The organism is Paenibacillus alkaliterrae, from assembly GCF_021532375.1.
GTDB lineage: Bacteria > Bacillota > Bacilli > Paenibacillales > Paenibacillaceae > Pristimantibacillus > Pristimantibacillus alkaliterrae.
On the sequence record NZ_JAKGAP010000018.1, the window covers coordinates 13418 to 29844 of the forward strand.

The following is a 16427-nucleotide window of genomic DNA, read 5'->3' on the forward strand; positions in this document are numbered from 1 at the left end:
GTAATTTGAGCTTTGAAAGAAAAAAGCGCCTCTTGTATACTGGGAATCGTTGTTCCGGACAAGAACAAAACCCACATACGAAAAGAGGCACTCAGGATGAAGTATAAGCTGAAAGAAAAACAGAATCAACGTATTACGCGAATTTCGGATACAACGTTAGTTGTTGGAGCAGACATTGCCAAGAAGATTCATGTGGCTCGTGCGGTGGATTTCCGCGGCATTGAGCTAGGCAAAGATTGTGTCTTTCACAATGATCAGGAAGGGCTAACGAAGTTGGCAACGTGGATGACGGAGCTGAAGCAGGCTCATGGCAAAACAGAAATCGTTTTTGGTATTGAGCCTACCGGGCACTACTGGTTTCCGTTAGCGGCATTCCTTGAGAATCAAGGTATCAAGATCGTCGTGGTGAACCCGCATCATGTCAGCAAGAGCAAGGAACTTGAGGACAATTCACCGACAAAGAGCGACTACAAGGATGCTAAAGTCATTGCCGACTTAATCCGTAACGGAAAGTATTCGGAGCCTAATCTGCCAACGAAAGAATACGCAGATTTACGTATCTATATGAACTTCCGAGAAAAGGCTTCAGTCAATCTTAACCAAGTAAAGGGCAGAATTAGCAATTGGTTTGACCGCTACTTCCCCGAGTATGCAAGTGTCTTTAAAAAATGGGAAGGTAAAGCATCGCTCATGACGATGCGGCAGTTCCCTACGCCTGGAGAGATCCAATCAACAGGCACCAGAGGCATCCTCGCCCATTGGAAAACGGAAGTAAAGCGAGGCGTGGGTATTAAGCGTGCAGAGAAGCTATGTGCCGCAGCAGCCACCTCGATTGGACTGACCGAAGGATTAACGGCAGCGCGAATGGAATTATCTGCTCTGCTTGAACAGTACGACCTATTCACCAAGCAGCTTGAGACAACGATGGAGAAGGTTATGCAAATCCTTGAGAATATACCAGGGGCGGCAGAAATGCTAACCATCCCCGGTGTTGGCGCCATCACGGTTGCCGGATTTTTGGCGGAGGTTGGCGATTTGAACAAATACGACCATGGACAACAGATTATTCGTCTAGCCGGTCTGAATCTCAAAGAGAACAGTTCAGGTACACGCAAAGGAAAGACTGGGATCACCAAGCGAGGACGATCACGTCTAAGAGCCTTACTGTTCCGAGCAGTACTGCCGATGGTGGCCAAAAATGAAGCGTTCAAGGCGCTTCATAAACACTACACCACACGAAGCCAGAACCCGCTTAAGAAGAAGCAATCGATTATCGCTTTATGTGGAAAGTTAATACGCGTCCTGCATACGCTGGGGACAAAGCAACGAGCGTATAACGCTAACGATGTATTAGGTCCTATTCGGCAAGCCCAGATGCAACAAATGGCAGCTTAAGTTCATCAAAGCAACAACCTGCAATCTCGTATTATTCACAGGTGTACAACTTGACAATCGAAGCACCGGAGAAGCCGAAGAACTACATTCCATAAGGGCAACGACCCCGTAAAGGAGCAAGAACCGGCATCCACCCCTTGAGAGGTAGAACGAAGGAATGTAAGGGCATAGACCCAGCGTGACATGGGAGGGTAAACCCCAAGGGCAATTGTGGAGATCCACTGTGCGATTATATGCAATTATCCACAGTTTTGGAGACAACGATCCTAAGCTCTGTTCCCGCACACGCTCTTACAGGAAATTGGGCTACGGACTACATTCTCTACCAGTACTCTCAAACTGTCAAAGTTGAAAATCTAAGAAAGAGCGAGAAAACAGGAGAAAACATTACTTTATAGTGGGAGGAATAGGATGGCGTACGATATGTCGAACGCGGTTATAAAAACCAAGAATATCCGGCAATCGAGAGTGCTTAGGTTCGCATTACTTAGTACCATACAGAAATATTGGATGTTTTACATCATGATGCTCCCCGGTATGCTGCTGCTGCTGCTGAACAATTATATTCCGATGTTCGGTATCCTTATTGCATTCAAGAACATTAATTACACGGACGGGATTCTGGGAAGTCCGTGGGTGGGACTGAACAACTTCGAATATTTGTTCAAGACGTCGGACGCCTGGATAATTACCCGGAATACTTTGCTTTATAATTCATTTTTCATCGTTTTGAATTTGCTTTTCCCGCTTGCTTTCGCCATCATGCTGAATGAAATGAAAAACCGCTTTCTAGCCAAGTTCCACCAAACGGTGATGTTCCTGCCGTATTTTCTATCGATGGTCGTCATCAGCTATCTCGTGTTCGGTTTTTTGAGCGATGAACACGGCTATATGAACTCAACGGTGCTGCCTGCGCTCGGCATGGAACCGCTCCAGTGGTACTTCACGAAAGAAGTGTGGCCCTATATCCTGCCGATTGTAAACACATGGAAAGGGATGGGCTACTTTATGGTTATCTATATGGCGGCCATCATCGGGATCGACGATGAATATTACGAAGCCGCCACGATTGACGGCGCCAGCAAATGGCAGCAAATGATCAGCATTACCATTCCGCTCATCATGCCTGTCATTACGATCATGACGCTGCTGCAGATCGGACGTATCTTCAACGCCGATTTCGGATTGTTCTTTCAGGTCCCGAGAGAGTCCGGGGTATTGTTCCCGGTGACCAACGTTATCGATACGTATGTTTATCGTACATTCCTGACGGTTGGCGACATCGGATTGTCTTCCGCGGCAGGGCTGCTGCAATCGGTCGTCGGGTTCTCGCTGGTATTCTTTTCAAACTGGATAGTCCGCCGATTAAATCGTGAGAACGCTTTATTTTAGTGAACACATTGCTTAAGGAGGGATGCCGGTGGAAGCAGTTGCCGATCATTTGCCGTCCGGATCGAATCCGAAAAACCGGCTGCCGTTAGCGGCTGCTATGGGAATCCATGTTTTCTTTATTTGCTATTCGCTTCTATGCATCATTCCGCTGCTCTTGATTATGATGGTGTCGTTTTCCAATGAAGAGGACGTCCTTCGCGAAGGGTATAAGTTTATTCCGGCTCATTTCGATTTGACGGCGTACCGGTTCCTCTTCGAGGACTTTAATCAGATCGCCAGGTCCTACGGGATATCGATGTTCGTCACCGTTGTCGGTACGCTGCTCAGCTTGATCATTATGGCGCTTTTCGCATATCCGATATCAAGGAACGATTTCCCTCACGCCAAGTTCTTCACTTTCTTTGTATTCTTTACCATGCTATTCTCAGGCGGGCTTGTTCCGTGGTATTTGGTTTATGTCCAAATGCTTGGTCTCAAAGACACGATTGTAGCGCTCATCTTGCCCCTCCTTATATCTGCTTTCTTCGTTTTGATTATTCGTACGTTTTTCCAAACCACGATTCCGGCGGCCGTTTTGGAATCGGCCAAAATCGACGGAGCGGGTGAACTCCGGATTTTCTTTCAAATCGTTCTTCCGCTTTCGTTACCGGTATTAGCCACCGTCGCATTGTTCCAGACTCTTACATATTGGAATGACTGGTTTTTGAGTTTGGTCTTTATTAGCGGTGATGAGAACGTCTCGATCCAATATTTGATGTATAAGACCATGCAGAATATATCCTACCTGGCTAACAACAGTACGGCTGCGGCTGCCATTAACGCTGCAGGCGGGCATGTAACGTTCCCGAGCGAGACGGTCCGTATGGCGATGGTTACTGTCGGAATCGGTCCGATTATTTTCGCTTATCCGTTCTTTCAGAAATATTTCATTAAAGGATTAACTGTCGGTGCCGTTAAAGGGTGATTGGCATATAACTATTCTTTTAAGGGAGGTCATTCATTTATGCATCAATTGCAAAGAAGATCCATTGCTATCATTCTGATGATGGTCCTTGGACTGCTATTATCGGCATGCTCCGGCGCCAACGGAGGTGAGAACTTAGGTTCGACTACGGCCGACAATGAGCAGGAACCGGCAGACAGTACGGCAAGCAAGCTGAAGCCTTACCAGATAAAGCTCGTGTACCCGGGTTCACCGCAAAAGGACGAGAAATTGGTGGAAGAAGCTTTAAACAAGCTGTTAACCGCCAAAATTAACGCGACTGTCGACCTGCAACCGATCGAATGGGGCGCCTGGGATGATAAAATCAACCTGATGATCGCTTCACGCGAGCCGGTTGACATCATCTTCACCGCACAATGGAACGGTCACGCCAAGAACGTGGCAAAAGGAGCGTTCATTGAGCTCGGAGACCTGCTCACAAAAAATGGACAAGGCATCCTGTCATCTCTTGACCCGGTATTCCTGGAAGGAGCCAAAATCAACGGGAAAAACTACGGAGTGCCGACGAATAAAGAGCTGGCGTTTGCCGGCGGAATCATTTACCGGAAAGATATCGCAGAAGAACTCGGGCTTGATATGAGCACCGTCAAAACGCCCGAAGATCTTGACGCCATCTATAAAGTGTTGAAAGAGAAACGCCCGGATATTATTCCGCTCTGGGCAAGCGGCGGAGTATTCAACGGTCAATTAGGCAACTATGATTCCCTGGGTGACGGCACGGTTCCAGGCACCATCCTGAAAGATCAAAACGATACGACCGTCATGCCGGTACACGAGATGAAGCGTTACATCGATTACTTAAAGATTGCCCGCGATTACTTCCTCAAAGGATATATCAACAGTGATGCGGCAACGACGCAATTGTCCGGCGCGGACGCTTGGAAGGCCGGCAATGTATTCTCCCAGGTTGAGCCGCTCAAGCCGGGTAAAGATGCCGAGGTTGCGAGTGCTGCTAATCTGAATGGAAAATTGGCGCAAATCATCATGACGGAAAAAACGGTCGCCACGTCGGAAACGACCGGTTCGATGCTCGGTATTTCTTCGACATCTAAGGATCCGGAACGCGTGATGATGTTCATTAACCTGCTGCATACGGACAAAGAAATGAACAATATGCTGAATTTCGGCATTGAAGGCGTTCACCACACACGGAATGGGGAAACGATCTCCGCAACCGAGAAGACGAAAGACTATAACCCGGGTTCGGCTTGGATGTTCGGCAATCAATTCCTGAATTATGTATGGGATACGGAGGATCCGGAAAAGTGGAATAAGTTCCTTGAGTTTAATGAGGGTGCCAAGCCTTCTCCGGCTCTGGGCTTCGTATTCGACAGCGAGCCTGTGAAAGCGGAAGTCGGCGCGATGGCGAACGTGATCCGTCAATATCAGAGAGCGATTGAGACCGGATCCGTCGACATTGACAAAATGTTGCCTGAATATAACAATGCGCTGAAAGCCGCAGGTTTGGATAAAGTCATCGCCGAGAAACAAAAGCAATTTAACGCGTTTTTGGAGAAAAAATAAGCTTTTGCAAACAGAAGAGGGGTAACCAACTAGCGGTAAAACTGCTAAGGGGTTACCCCTTGTTCCATAGGATTATTCAGTTAGCCTGAAAAAACATCTCCCCGCATTGTAAACTCCAATTATTCCATGCAAACTCTAATTATTTCGGAACGGTACAAAAAAGATCTCGCTACGGTAATCCTTCTCGATAAATACGGAGGATTACGCTTCGGTTCTACAAGGGGCCAATGGGTATAAGTTAATAACTACCTATAGATGGATGGCCGATGCCGGGCGCACAATAAAAGGACCGCCAGAATAAACTGGCGGTCCTGCTTTATTAACTCCAGAGACGGTCGTTGCCCACATAGTTGTTCCATTCATCGGTGGATTCCCACATGCCTGGAACTTGCGGATGCAAGTGTTCTGCGATAACCTCGTCGTTGAGCTCTTCGATTCCGAGGCCCGGTGCGTCTGGAACATGGATGAAACCGTTTTGCAAGAGCGGCTTCGGAAGCTTCGGAGCAATGATGATATCATCCCACCACGGAACTTCCACGGAGTGGAACTCGAGCGCAAGGAAGTTTTCCGTTGCTGCCGCAACGTGAACGGCCGCCAAGCAAGCGATCGGGCTCTCCGCCATATGGATGGCCATGGCAACGCCGTATTCTTGAGCCATATCACCGATTTTTTTCGTTTCCAGAATGCCGCCAGTCGTCAATACGTCCGGGTGAATGATGGAAACGCCGCCGGACTCGAGAAGCGCTTTGAAATTTTCTTTCAAATAAATGTCTTCGCCCGTACAGACCGGAGTGGACACCGAGTTGGCCAATCGCACGTATTGATCCGTGTACTGCCATGGAATCATGTCTTCCATCCAGGCAAGGTTGAACTTATCGATACGGCGGCCGAGCTTGATGCAGTCTTCGATGCCGATATGACCGAAATGGTCAATACAGAGCGGAACTTCGTAGCCGATCACGGAACGGACATCGGCCACGTATTGCTCGAGTATATCTAAACCTTTTTCCGTTACATGGACACCGGTGAATGGATGCGCAATGTTCTGGAAGTCGTAAGCGCGGTTGCGTAAACTGCGCAATTCCTCAGCCGAAACATTCTCGTTGCCGCGTGAGTTCCAGTAAGCTCTGGACGCTTCACGCGACGATTCCAGAAACCCGAGCGGTGCGCTGAGCGTGCCCGGTTCATCGAGAAGTTGGCCGATGCCGAGGTCCATTTTAAGGAATGTAAAGCCTTGATCCATCCGCTTCTTCAACGCATGGCCCATCGCTATGCCTGAATCTTTTCCATCCACATCGGTATCGCAGTACATGCGGATTTTATCACGGAACTTGCCGCCCAGCATTTGATAGATTGGGACGCCGTAGGCTTTACCTGCCAAATCCCACAATGCGATTTCAATTCCGCTAACGCCGCCGCCTTGGCGTGCATGGCCCCCAAACTGCTTAATCCGGCGGAACAGCTTATCGACATTGCAAGGATTTTCACCCAGAAGGCGGGGTTTGAGCATCTGCGCATACATTTTATCAGCGCCGTCGCGCACTTCCCCAAAACCGACCAAACCTTGATTTGTGTACACTTTGATCAAGGAACAGTGCATAGGGGCGCCAGAAATGTCGGCGAACCGGATGTCGGTAATTCTCAACTCGGAAGGTTTCGAATTCGTATTGACATGAGTTAACGTGCTTTCAAATGTTTGTTGTGACATTCGTTTGGGCTCCTTTGTGATCATTTATTTTTCAAATTATAACAACATGCTTGCGCCGTCTATACGAATGGAAGAGCCTGTCATAAATTCGCTCTCATCGGATGCGATATAGCAAACCAAGCTGCCTACATCCGATGGGAGCCCGTTACGGCCCATCGGAAATTTCTTCCTAATATCACGAGCTTCCTTCTTCATCTTCTCGGCTACTTCCGCGGGGACGATCGGCTTTGTTTCCTTAGTGCCTTGTTGTCCTACATTTACGGCGCCAGGCTCAATGGTATTGACGGTTATGCCGTACTTGGCCAATTCGATAGCGCTTTCTCTTGCCAGCATTTTGATACCGCCTTTAGTCATGGAATAGACGGTGTCAAAATCGGTCGGCCGCTTTCCGTGAACTGAAGAAATATTGATGATTCTTCCGGAGCCCTTAGGTTTCATATAGGGAACTACGGCTTGGATACACTGCCAGTATCCCTTCAAGTTGATATTCATCAATCGGTCAAAGGTGTCTTCATCATGGTCGTAGAAATTGAAATTTAACTGAAGGGCGGCGTTGTTGACGAGAATATCGATACTTCCGAAATGTTCGGCGACCTGTTTCACCATGGTATCAATTTCATTCTTATAGGCTACGTTAGCCCTTACGATGACCGATTCTCCGCCGATTTCATCAATTTTCTCTTGTGTATCTTTCGCGCCGGCGTCACTGGAATTGTAAGAGATCGCAACTTTCGCGCCGCGTTGCGCCAGCGCTATGGCTACTCCTTTGCCAATACCGGTACCTGCTCCTGTAACCAGTGCAACTTTTCCTGCTAGACTCATTGAAATCCTCCTTCCCCCTGAACTATGGCCGTTTCATTTTGAAATCCATATAGTGCATGAGGAACCCGCCGTCCATCCGGATATCCGCTCCGTTAACGTAACGGGCTTCGTCGGTGGACAAATATAGGACAAGATGTGCCAAATCGTCATGACTGCCTAGGTTGGCGTTCGGAACTTTATATTGGTAGGAATCATAGAGAGTGGAGATATCGCTTTGAAAAAACTCTTGATCTCCCTCTACAGGCCCCAACTCAATGACATTCACGTTGATGCCGTCCCGTCCCAATACAAGTGCCGCTTCACGGCAGAGCATCTTAACTGCTCCCTTGGATGCGCTATAGGCAAAGGAGGAACCCGTCGGTTTTTCGGCATGAATGGAACTCACGTAAATGACTTTCCCCGATTGCATCGCTGACATTTGTTTCCCAATAGCACGTGTGCATATAAAGGCGGACTTTGCGTTGGCATTGATGATTTCCAGGAACAACTGCTCTTCGCATGTTTCTACGCTGGCCGGTTTTACGACATTGTTGTTGTGTACGAAAATGTCAATGGTGCCGAGCTGCCGAGCCGTTTCCTCCAGCATCGCCTCCAGATCGGAGCTCTTGCATAGGTTAATGTTTGTGACGACGACCTTGGATCCAAAGGCTTTCAGCAGTTGAAGATTCGATTCGATGTCTTCACCGCCTGAAGTGCTGTTCAAAATAAAATGAGCGCCTTCCGCAGCCAAACGGTTGACAATCGCTTTTCCGGAACCGCTGTCTGCATCCGTAATAAAGACGATTTTGTTTTGTAATTTCATAGATCCCCCCAACGTTTCGTATAGGCTTATTTAATTACACACTAATCTTACGAATTTCACGCCTTGTGTTCGATGCCGTAAAATTATGATTTTGTTTGTTTTTTTTCAACGATTCATTCTCCTGAAAAAAGTTTCAAGGGAATCGGAGAAGATCATAAAAATGCCCCCTATGAGTATAATTTTATCTCCTACTCTTATAAAAGCGCTTATGGTAATTTTGAGTTCAAGTTATGTAAAATAGAAAGGAGAAAGAGAAATGATTACTGATATCGGAAGTTGTTCCGTGCTTCACAATGGCTGACAAAGGTTGCGAATCATCGCCAGAACGAGGGATACGATTCGGTCCTGAAGGCTTTTGAGGAAAGTCTGGAATGCCTGAATCTGGACTATGTCGATCTTTATCTGGTTCATTGGCCTTTAGAAGGAAAATACATCGATGCCTGGCGTGCGTTGGTTAAGATTTACCGCGAAGGGAGGGTACGGGCGATCGGCGTGAGCAACTTCACCGTGGATCATCTGGAGAGGATCATCGAAGACTCCGGCGAAGTCCCGACCGTCAACCAGGTCGAATACCATCCGCTGTTGACCCGAAACAAACTTCATAGTTACTGCAGAGAACAACACATTCAGTTGGAAGCGTACAGTCCGCTGATGCAAGGCCATCTGGATTTGCCGTTGCTGCAGGAACTCGCCCAAAAATATGCGAAGACGCCGGCGCAAATCGTGCTGCGTTGGAATTTGCAAAACGAAGTCGTCACGATTCCCAAGTCGGTTCGCGGGCGGCGCATTGTCGAGAATGCCGCCATATTCGACTTCGGGCTATCGGACGACGATATGAACCGGATTAACGGGTTGAATCGGGATTACCGTTTTCTTGTCAATTCGAGTCCCAATATCAACAGCTCGGCAGAGTAAACCGACATCGAAAGTAATGGACAGCAGCTGTCGCCATTATTCCGTCCGCCGGGTTAACCCGGCGGACGGAAGGCGAGAGTGATCGTCGATTGGATTATTTCTTATAAGCGGCTTCCATTAGACCTTTAATATAACCGACACCGAACAGACGCCCAAGCACTTCATATCCAGGGTTCCCATTATCTTCGCCGGCCATTGTAGGAACATGGTCCGGTCGGGCAGGACCGTCATAACCTACCTCTGCGTATGTTTTCATCACTTCGAACATATCCGTTTTTCCATCATCATGGAAGGTTTCCTCGAACTTTTCTGCAGTTCCCCGTACATCCCTAAAATGAACAAAAAACAATTTATCTTGTTTAGCAAACCTGCGAATCGTGGCGGGAATATCATCTCCGGCCGCTGCCAGGGTTCCTTGGCACAAGGTAACGCCGCTATACTCGCTTGGCACCAAATCGATAACGCGCTGCAGCGCGTCGGCGCTCGTAATGATGCGGGATACGCCGCGGATCGGTGAGATTGGCGGATCATCGGGATGCAGCGCTAATTTGACCTTTGCTTTTTCTGCCACCGGTACGATCGCTTTTAAATAGTACACCAGGTTTTCCCACAGCTGATCTTCACTAACCGGTGCATTCTCCGTGAATGGCGCATTTTTCATTAGGGAATGGTCATAGCTGGATACTAAAGCACCCCCGCGCGTTCGCGTACTAGTTGATGTGCGGAACCAGTTAAATTCAGCCATATAATCATAGCACCATACCGGAATTCCCAGTTCGCCCATATTCCGAATAAGTTCTTGAATCACTGCTATTTCTTCATCCCGTCCCGGCAAACCTAACTTAATTTTATTAGCTGGCGGTCTGGCTTCGATAACTTCTGCTTTAAAACCGAAATTCTCAAATCTTTGTTTCATATGCAATAGATTTACATAATCCCAAGGCGTAAAGCCATTTTCCGCTTTAGGTAATCCTGTAACAGCATAATTAATACCCATCTGCTTACAAAGTGTCCACAATCGTGTTTCATGGGTTCCTAACGCTTCTGCTAATTTCAATTAATACCCCTCCTATTTATCGTTTCTTCACCTGATTCTTCTGGGAAAGGGAAAGAACCGGCATGCCGGTTCTTTTTTATTTTGCTTCTTATAGACGAACGTCGCTCGACGGTCCGTTTTCTTCCAATTTGCTCGCTTCTTCGAGTTCCTGGTCCCATGTAAGGTGGCGGTACGGGGCTGCTTCTTCGTCGCTTTTAAACCAATCCAGGAAATCCTGCCAAAGCGGCATCTTCCATCCGGCGTCGATTTGTGCGGTCGAATAAACGCCTTCCTTCAACCGGACAAAGCCGAAAACGTCACGTACTTGGGACTTCTCCGCTTGAACGACGGTAAGCTCAGCAAGGTGAGGAGGGATAAAGATGACTCCGGCCGGCGAAGCGTATACAATGTCTCCCGGAAGACAGACTGCCCTGCCGATCCGCGTCGGAACGTTCATCCCAACCATCGTCACGTCCGCAATGCCCGTCGGATCGCTTCCGCGGTAGAACACGTTGATGTTCTCGATCTCTGCAATTTGCTGATTATCACGAATTCCGCCCCAGATCACCGCTCCGCCTCTTTTCGTGCGAGTGGAGATGGCGGTCGACAGGTTTCCGCCTACATAAGTTCCTTGGAAAATTTTATCGAACATGTCAACGACGACAAGATCATCTTCTTGCAGAGAGTCGATGACCCATTGATTAAAGAAGCCTTTTCTGTTTTCCTGCTCATGTCCATAATTGAGCAGCGTTTCGTGCAGGTCCGGACGTTTAGGCACCATTACGGCAGTGACGGCGCGGCCGACCATCACCTTGTCGGGGTGAACGATTTTGAAATCGCCTTCAAATTGATAAGTATAACCTTTGTTCCAAAGAGGCCCCCATGCTTCTTCCACCGTGATTTTCCGCAACCGTTCAAGAATATTTTCTGATACTTTGGGACGGCCGTTCGGAAACCTTTCGCCTTGCCAAAGCGGGGTCAACTGGATAATGTCTTCTGGATTGTCAAATTTCATATGAACACCTCTTTTTTGTTTTATAAAAGTTTCCCGCTGCTTGCGGCGACTTTTTCATTATTAATATACTAATCTCGTCCGGTTGGTTGCGATGCCGTAAATTTATGATATTGTTTGATTTTTTTCAAACCCGAAGCGCCTCCAAAAAAAATCGAACAAAATCATAAAAATGTAGCCTATGATTATACGTTGGAGATTAGTAATTTAAAGATATACAATCGTCACCAATCTTACATTAGGAGGGAATAAGTTTGAATAAAGTTGCAGTCGTCACAGGGGGAGCATCCGGACTGGGCAGGGCGGTCGCCCTGAGATTATTCGGCAACGGGCATTCTGTAGTCGTCGTAGACGTCTCCGAGAATACGGAAGGCATGCCTGCGGAAACGGAACGTTCCGAATCATGGCATTATATTCGTGCCGATGTAACGAAGAAAGACAACACGATAAGGGCCGTCGAACAGGTTATCGACCGGTTGGGGCGGATCGATATTTTGGTGAATGCCGCAGGGATCATTCGTCGTTCTCCGGCAGCCGACATTCCGGAAGATGAACTTAAATCGGTACTTGATATCAATCTGCTGGGTACGGTATATATGTGCCAGGCAGTTCAACCCTATATGGCTCGCTCAGGCGGCGGCTCCATTGTCAATTTCGGGTCCATGCTTGCACATTACGGCAGTGAGAATCTGCTTTCTTATGCGGCGTCGAAAGGCGGAATCGTACAGGTTACAAAATGTCTGGCCGTGGAATGGGCGAAATATAATATTCGCGTCAATGCCGTCAGTCCGGGATATATTGAGACCCCGCTGTCTGCGGGAGCGACTCTAGATCCGGTTTTCCGCGAGCGGATCTTATCCCGAACGCCTTTCCGTCGATTTGGGAAGCCCGAGGAGATTGCGGCTGCCGTAGATTTTTTGGTTTCACCCGATGCGAGCTTTATTACGGGAATCGTGATGCCGGTTGATGGAGGACTTCTCGCAGGAGATCCGTCCCTGTTCCCGCCGGCATCTATGAGAACAGTGAAAGGAGATGAATAATCGTGGCTGATGCTTTATATGATTATACCAAAATGGTGCAGTTGAGCGATCAGGCGATCGATTTGGACCATATTCCCTGGGTGCCGCAGACGGATCGGGTGTGGTTTAAACCGCTGAGATTTGATCTTGCCCGGGGAAGTTGGGTTAATTTGCTGAAGGTAAAGCCGGGCGGGATCGTCAACAGGCACCGACACAGCGGTGGTCAAGTGCTTGCTTATACGATTCAGGGAACTTGGAGGTATTTGGAAAGGGATTGGGTGGCGAAAGCAGGCACGTTTGTCTACGAGCCGCCGGGCGATATCCATACGCTTGTCGTTGACGGGGAAGAGGAGATGATTACATTGTTCCTATTGGAAGGTACCGTTCAGTATTTGGATGATGAGGATAACATCATGTATCAGGACGACGTGTTTACCAAGCTCAAACGGTACGTTGAATATTGCGAAGTAAACCAACTTCCGGTGATCGATTTGAAATTCTAGCAGATCCCAAGGCCTAAGTTTTGTAATATATTTCTCTCAAACGCAAAAGCCGCCTCCACGGTGGCTTTTGCGTTTGCCCTACAAGATGTGCATCACCAGTTGGCCAAGGAGGCACCACGATGGTTCGTATAACGGCATTTATTTTCTTATTGTTTTCCACTTTCAGCATAATAGGTTTCTTTCTGCCTGTATATCTTCAAGGCAAGGGTTTCGATTCAGGACAAATCGGCAGCATCCTCGCGTGGGGGGCTCTCGCATCCATATTTGGACAGCCGTTCTGGGGGTATGTCAGCGATAAAAGAAAGACAATCAAACATGTGCTGCAGCTATTGCTCATCTCAAGTCTATTGCTGAGCATAGGACTGTTCTCGGCCGGCACATTCGTTCTGATCTTGATCTTTTTTGCCGCGTTCAGTTATTTTAATAGTGCCGCCGGTCCTCTGGCTGAAACGTTATGTATCTCTTATGCGCGTGAGAATAACAAAGATTATGGAAGAATTCGCCTTTGGGGAGAAGTGGGAGTCGGAATTTCCGCTCTCCTGCTCGGAGTCATTGTGGGTCGCGTCGGAATCGATTCCCTTTGGTTTATTTATGCAGTGAGTCTGTGCATTGCAATCGCGGCTACGTTGTTGGTGAGGGATACGAAAGCTGCATCAGCGCCAGTTAATGTGTCAGCGCTTGGAAAAGTGCTGGCCAAGCCCAAGCTTCTATGGTTTCTGTTACTTGTTCTTCTGATCGCGATACCGCATCGGATGAACGATAGTATGCTGGCGATCTATCTGATTCAGATGGAAGCATCGGAGACTGAGCTCGGTTTGGCTTGGCTGGTTGGGTCTTTAAGCACCGTTCCGGCCCTGTTTTTTGTAGGGAAAGTGTTGAAAAAATGGAATGAGCTCGGCATTTTGTTGATTGCCGCTTTAATTTATACGGTTCGTTGGGCCATATACAGTCAAGCGGATAGCCCTGCTGTTTTAATAGTATCCCAATTGTTTCACAGTTTGACGTTTCCGTTGTTCTTTGTTGCTTCCATTCAATACTTGTTAAATATCGTTCCCGCCGAGCTTCGCGCAACCGGTCAGGCTGCATTTGCCGTTACCTTCGGCGGTTTGGGCGGAATAATCGGAAGCGTAGCAGGAGGCTACGCCATTGATCATTTCGGACCGAATACCGCTTACGGCGCAGGCAGTATCCTCTCATTCATCGGAGCGATCGCTATTGCGGCTACTTATATGGCGAACCGGCGAAAGAGCAGCGGGACGATCTTAAAGACTGCAGGGAAACAAGCGAATATATAGGGAGTGGATATTCAAATTTCTTTTTTTCGCGAATCTAATAAACAATAGACGACTCGACTTCCCTTCAGATATGATTGATATATCGATTAAAGAGAATCGATAATCCGTAGTTTTAGAGGTGATCCAACATTGAATAAGCAGAATGTTTTAATTCAAACGGTTTCCTTAAGTGAACAGGTATATATCAAATTAAAAAAAGCGATCCTAGAGGGCGAGTTTCCCCCCGGGCACCGGCTGCTCGTCCTGGAAATCGCGAATAAATTCGAAATCAGCCAGGCGCCTGTGAGAGAGGCTCTCGAGAGACTTAAGCAGGAAGGGTTGATCGTCGGGAAAACGAACAAGGGGTCGGTTGTTTCCGAAATTACGTCCAAAGAAATCAAGGATGTCTATGAATTTAGGACCCTTGTCGAGGGACATGCCATCCGGGAAGCCATGAAAGTAATGCACGCCGGCGATTTCGAATATTTGGAACATACCGTGCAAGGAATGCGAGAGGCAATCAAAGAGAAAGATGCTTTTCAACTGGTCGAGCTCGATATGAGATTCCACGGTTTTTTTTATGAACGGTGCAATAATCATTTGTTCGTCGAGATCTGGAAAAATATCCGCACGAAAATCATGAGGTTTATAAGCATTACGAACCAGCATGTTCCCAACGATGATATCGTGGCAGGTCACAGCAAGCTGCTGGAAGTGATTAAATCCGGAAACGTAGAGGAAGCCGCAACCATGGGTGTTGAAGGGTTTCAATTTTATAAAGATTATACGGGTTAAAGTTACAAGTTGATGTGGATTGAGCCGTTTGCGCTGCCAGTAAATGAAGATCGTCACGCGTTGCACGAGGATCTGGATCCGAAAATCCAGATCGTGCGCCGCTTGGCACGCGAATACGATGCTTCATATGTGCCGCTGGACAGCTTGTTTACACAAGTTACTTTAACGATTGTATTCTTCTCTTAAGACCGCATAATAGCTAATATCCTCATACTGGTCCCATTTTAGAAAATGCTGCCTGCGAACTCCCCCTAAAAACAATCAATTTCAAATCATTATAGTGTAATTTCGGAAAATTCAACCAAATTTTAAAGCGTTCATTTTGAACGGTACTGCATACGAAAAGCTTTCGGCTTCGTGCCCGTATGCTTGCTGAAGCAGCGGACGAAATAGGGGAATGATCCGAAGCCCGTCTCCTCGGCTATTTTGCCGATGGGATCATTCGTATGGATAAGCAGCCGCTTCGCCTGCTCGATTCGATGCCTTGTCAAATAATCGAGCGGAGTGCAGCCGAACGTCTTTTTCATGCAAATCGCAATATAGTTTGGGTGAAAATGAAGCTCCTCCGCCATCTGCTTGTAGCTGAGCGGGTCGCGATAATGCCGTCGGAGGAACAGAGCAGCCTCTTCAGCGATTTGCAATTGCGGGCTGTCAGCAGCGGAGCCGCTTTCCTCTTGGAGCTTAAGGAACAGAGCCTGAAATAGCTGCTGCTCCGTCCATCTTGAATGGGCGGAAGGCTGCCCGCGCAACTGCAGCAGCTCGCGCATTTTTGAATTAATGGCATGAGGAGATTGAAGCTGCCCGTGTTTAGGCAGGCAGAACGGGAAATAATCGATTGGAGCATAAGGCTGTCCTTGCTGCGAAAGCGTTAAGGGCAGTCTTTCTTCCGCTGCGCTCCATTCGCCGACCGTTTGGAAATGAAGCCAATAAAAATGGGTCTCCTCGGTACAGGCTTTTGTTGTCCGATGTGTCTGGTCGGGGCGCAGAATAGCGTAATGATCGGCAGGGATATCGATGGCCGCGCCTGCTTCCTCCATAAATAAGCAGCCGCGCGTAACGACAATGAGGTCGAACACACCGATATTCGAACGGTCGACATGCTTGCCGCCAATCGGGTATGTATCTTCGCCGCCATTAATATAATGCGGCATCGGCGGGCAAATGAATTGGAACATTTCTTCCTCTCTCCTCATAGATTCATTATGAATGAATCATAAGCTATTTCGG

General features: G+C 47.8%; 15 protein-coding genes and 1 pseudogene. 10 read left to right on the top strand and 6 right to left on the bottom strand.

Translation table 11 applies throughout. The features are described 5' to 3' along the window. Positions 1-96 precede the first annotated feature (96 nt). The 4 genes from L1N85_RS09650 (at position 97) to L1N85_RS09665 (ending at position 5314) form a co-directional block, all read left to right on the top strand. Positions 97-1395 carry an IS110 family RNA-guided transposase gene (locus L1N85_RS09650; protein ID WP_407946356.1) on the top strand — a complete coding sequence of 433 codons (1299 nt, stop codon included), beginning with the start codon at positions 97-99 and terminating at the stop codon, positions 1393-1395. A 510-nt stretch (positions 1396-1905) separates the two neighbouring features. Then, the gene (locus L1N85_RS09655) at positions 1906-2787 is read left to right on the top strand and encodes an ABC transporter permease (protein WP_235237463.1); all 882 of its coding nucleotides are present in this window, start codon (positions 1906-1908) and stop codon (positions 2785-2787) included. Between the two features lie 22 nt (positions 2788-2809). Next, positions 2810-3751, top strand: a complete 942-nt coding sequence (locus L1N85_RS09660; protein WP_235237353.1) for a carbohydrate ABC transporter permease — start codon at positions 2810-2812, stop codon at positions 3749-3751. Positions 3752-3790: 39 nt separating this feature from the next. After that, a complete protein-coding gene (locus tag L1N85_RS09665; protein ID WP_235237354.1) occupies positions 3791-5314 on the top strand; it encodes an ABC transporter substrate-binding protein in 1524 nt (507 codons plus the stop codon). Between the two features lie 319 nt (positions 5315-5633). On the opposite strand, the gene L1N85_RS09670 is transcribed toward L1N85_RS09665, so the two are convergent. Genes L1N85_RS09670 through L1N85_RS09680 form a run of 3 tightly spaced genes read right to left on the bottom strand, consistent with a single transcriptional unit; the run spans position 5634 to position 8646 of the window. After that, positions 5634-7022 (bottom strand): mandelate racemase/muconate lactonizing enzyme family protein, encoded by a 1389-nt coding sequence (locus L1N85_RS09670; RefSeq protein ID WP_235237355.1) that lies wholly within the window; start codon positions 7020-7022, stop codon positions 5634-5636. Between the two features lie 36 nt (positions 7023-7058). Continuing rightward, positions 7059-7844, bottom strand: a complete 786-nt coding sequence (locus L1N85_RS09675) for an SDR family NAD(P)-dependent oxidoreductase (RefSeq protein ID WP_235237356.1) — start codon at positions 7842-7844, stop codon at positions 7059-7061. A gap of 22 nt (positions 7845-7866) precedes the next feature. Further along, on the bottom strand, positions 7867-8646 hold the full coding sequence (locus L1N85_RS09680) for an SDR family NAD(P)-dependent oxidoreductase (protein ID WP_235237357.1): 780 nt from the start codon (positions 8644-8646) through the stop codon (positions 7867-7869). A 300-nt stretch (positions 8647-8946) separates the two neighbouring features. Here L1N85_RS09680 and L1N85_RS09685 point away from each other — a divergent pair. Further along, positions 8947-9561, top strand: a pseudogene (locus tag L1N85_RS09685) (aldo/keto reductase); the annotation flags it as partial. 94 nt (positions 9562-9655) lie between these two features. Here the strand turns inward: L1N85_RS09685 and L1N85_RS09690 are convergent. Both L1N85_RS09690 and L1N85_RS09695 read right to left on the bottom strand, forming a co-directional pair. Beyond that, positions 9656-10618 (bottom strand): mannonate dehydratase, encoded by a 963-nt coding sequence (locus L1N85_RS09690; RefSeq protein WP_235237358.1) that lies wholly within the window; start codon positions 10616-10618, stop codon positions 9656-9658. Between the two features lie 88 nt (positions 10619-10706). Next, the gene (locus L1N85_RS09695; RefSeq protein WP_235237359.1) at positions 10707-11612 is read right to left on the bottom strand and encodes an RraA family protein; all 906 of its coding nucleotides are present in this window, start codon (positions 11610-11612) and stop codon (positions 10707-10709) included. Positions 11613-11863: 251 nt separating this feature from the next. Here L1N85_RS09695 and L1N85_RS09700 point away from each other — a divergent pair, with 251 nt between their 5' ends. From L1N85_RS09700 to L1N85_RS09720, 5 genes are all read left to right on the top strand, one after another. Beyond that, positions 11864-12649, top strand: a complete 786-nt coding sequence (locus tag L1N85_RS09700) for an SDR family NAD(P)-dependent oxidoreductase (protein ID WP_235237360.1) — start codon at positions 11864-11866, stop codon at positions 12647-12649. Positions 12650-12651: 2 nt separating this feature from the next. After that, positions 12652-13131: a 2,4'-dihydroxyacetophenone dioxygenase family protein gene (locus tag L1N85_RS09705; RefSeq protein ID WP_235237361.1), complete on the top strand. Its 480-nt coding sequence runs from the start codon at positions 12652-12654 to the stop codon at positions 13129-13131. Positions 13132-13250: 119 nt separating this feature from the next. Next, the gene (locus L1N85_RS09710; protein ID WP_235237362.1) at positions 13251-14426 is read left to right on the top strand and encodes an MFS transporter; all 1176 of its coding nucleotides are present in this window, start codon (positions 13251-13253) and stop codon (positions 14424-14426) included. A gap of 129 nt (positions 14427-14555) precedes the next feature. Further along, complete coding sequence (locus L1N85_RS09715) at positions 14556-15200, top strand: GntR family transcriptional regulator (RefSeq protein ID WP_235237363.1); 645 nt, start codon at positions 14556-14558, stop codon at positions 15198-15200. A gap of 9 nt (positions 15201-15209) precedes the next feature. After that, positions 15210-15386: an SGNH/GDSL hydrolase family protein gene (locus L1N85_RS09720; RefSeq protein WP_328285193.1), complete on the top strand. Its 177-nt coding sequence runs from the start codon at positions 15210-15212 to the stop codon at positions 15384-15386. A gap of 131 nt (positions 15387-15517) precedes the next feature. Here L1N85_RS09720 and L1N85_RS09725 read toward each other — a convergent pair whose 3' ends face one another. Continuing rightward, entirely contained in the window at positions 15518-16375 is an 858-nt protein-coding gene (locus L1N85_RS09725; RefSeq protein WP_235237364.1) for a helix-turn-helix domain-containing protein, read from the bottom strand. Positions 16376-16427: the final 52 nt, after the last annotated feature.

What these genes read in the sequence shown, in the direction of transcription:
- L1N85_RS09725 (WP_235237364.1), bottom strand. Translation starts at nt 16,375, where the DNA reads ATGTTCCAATTCATTTGCCCGCCGATGCCGCATTATATTAATGGCGGC.
- L1N85_RS09660 (WP_235237353.1), top strand. Translation starts at nt 2,810, where the DNA reads ATGCCGGTGGAAGCAGTTGCCGATCATTTGCCGTCCGGATCGAATCCG.
- L1N85_RS09680 (WP_235237357.1), bottom strand. Translation starts at nt 8,646, where the DNA reads ATGAAATTACAAAACAAAATCGTCTTTATTACGGATGCAGACAGCGGT.
- L1N85_RS09675 (WP_235237356.1), bottom strand. Translation starts at nt 7,844, where the DNA reads ATGAGTCTAGCAGGAAAAGTTGCACTGGTTACAGGAGCAGGTACCGGT.
- L1N85_RS09650 (WP_407946356.1), top strand. Translation starts at nt 97, where the DNA reads ATGAAGTATAAGCTGAAAGAAAAACAGAATCAACGTATTACGCGAATT.
- L1N85_RS09655 (WP_235237463.1), top strand. Translation starts at nt 1,906, where the DNA reads ATGTTTTACATCATGATGCTCCCCGGTATGCTGCTGCTGCTGCTGAAC.
- L1N85_RS09695 (WP_235237359.1), bottom strand. Translation starts at nt 11,612, where the DNA reads ATGAAATTTGACAATCCAGAAGACATTATCCAGTTGACCCCGCTTTGG.
- L1N85_RS09670 (WP_235237355.1), bottom strand. Translation starts at nt 7,022, where the DNA reads ATGTCACAACAAACATTTGAAAGCACGTTAACTCATGTCAATACGAAT.
- L1N85_RS09665 (WP_235237354.1), top strand. Translation starts at nt 3,791, where the DNA reads ATGCATCAATTGCAAAGAAGATCCATTGCTATCATTCTGATGATGGTC.
- L1N85_RS09710 (WP_235237362.1), top strand. Translation starts at nt 13,251, where the DNA reads ATGGTTCGTATAACGGCATTTATTTTCTTATTGTTTTCCACTTTCAGC.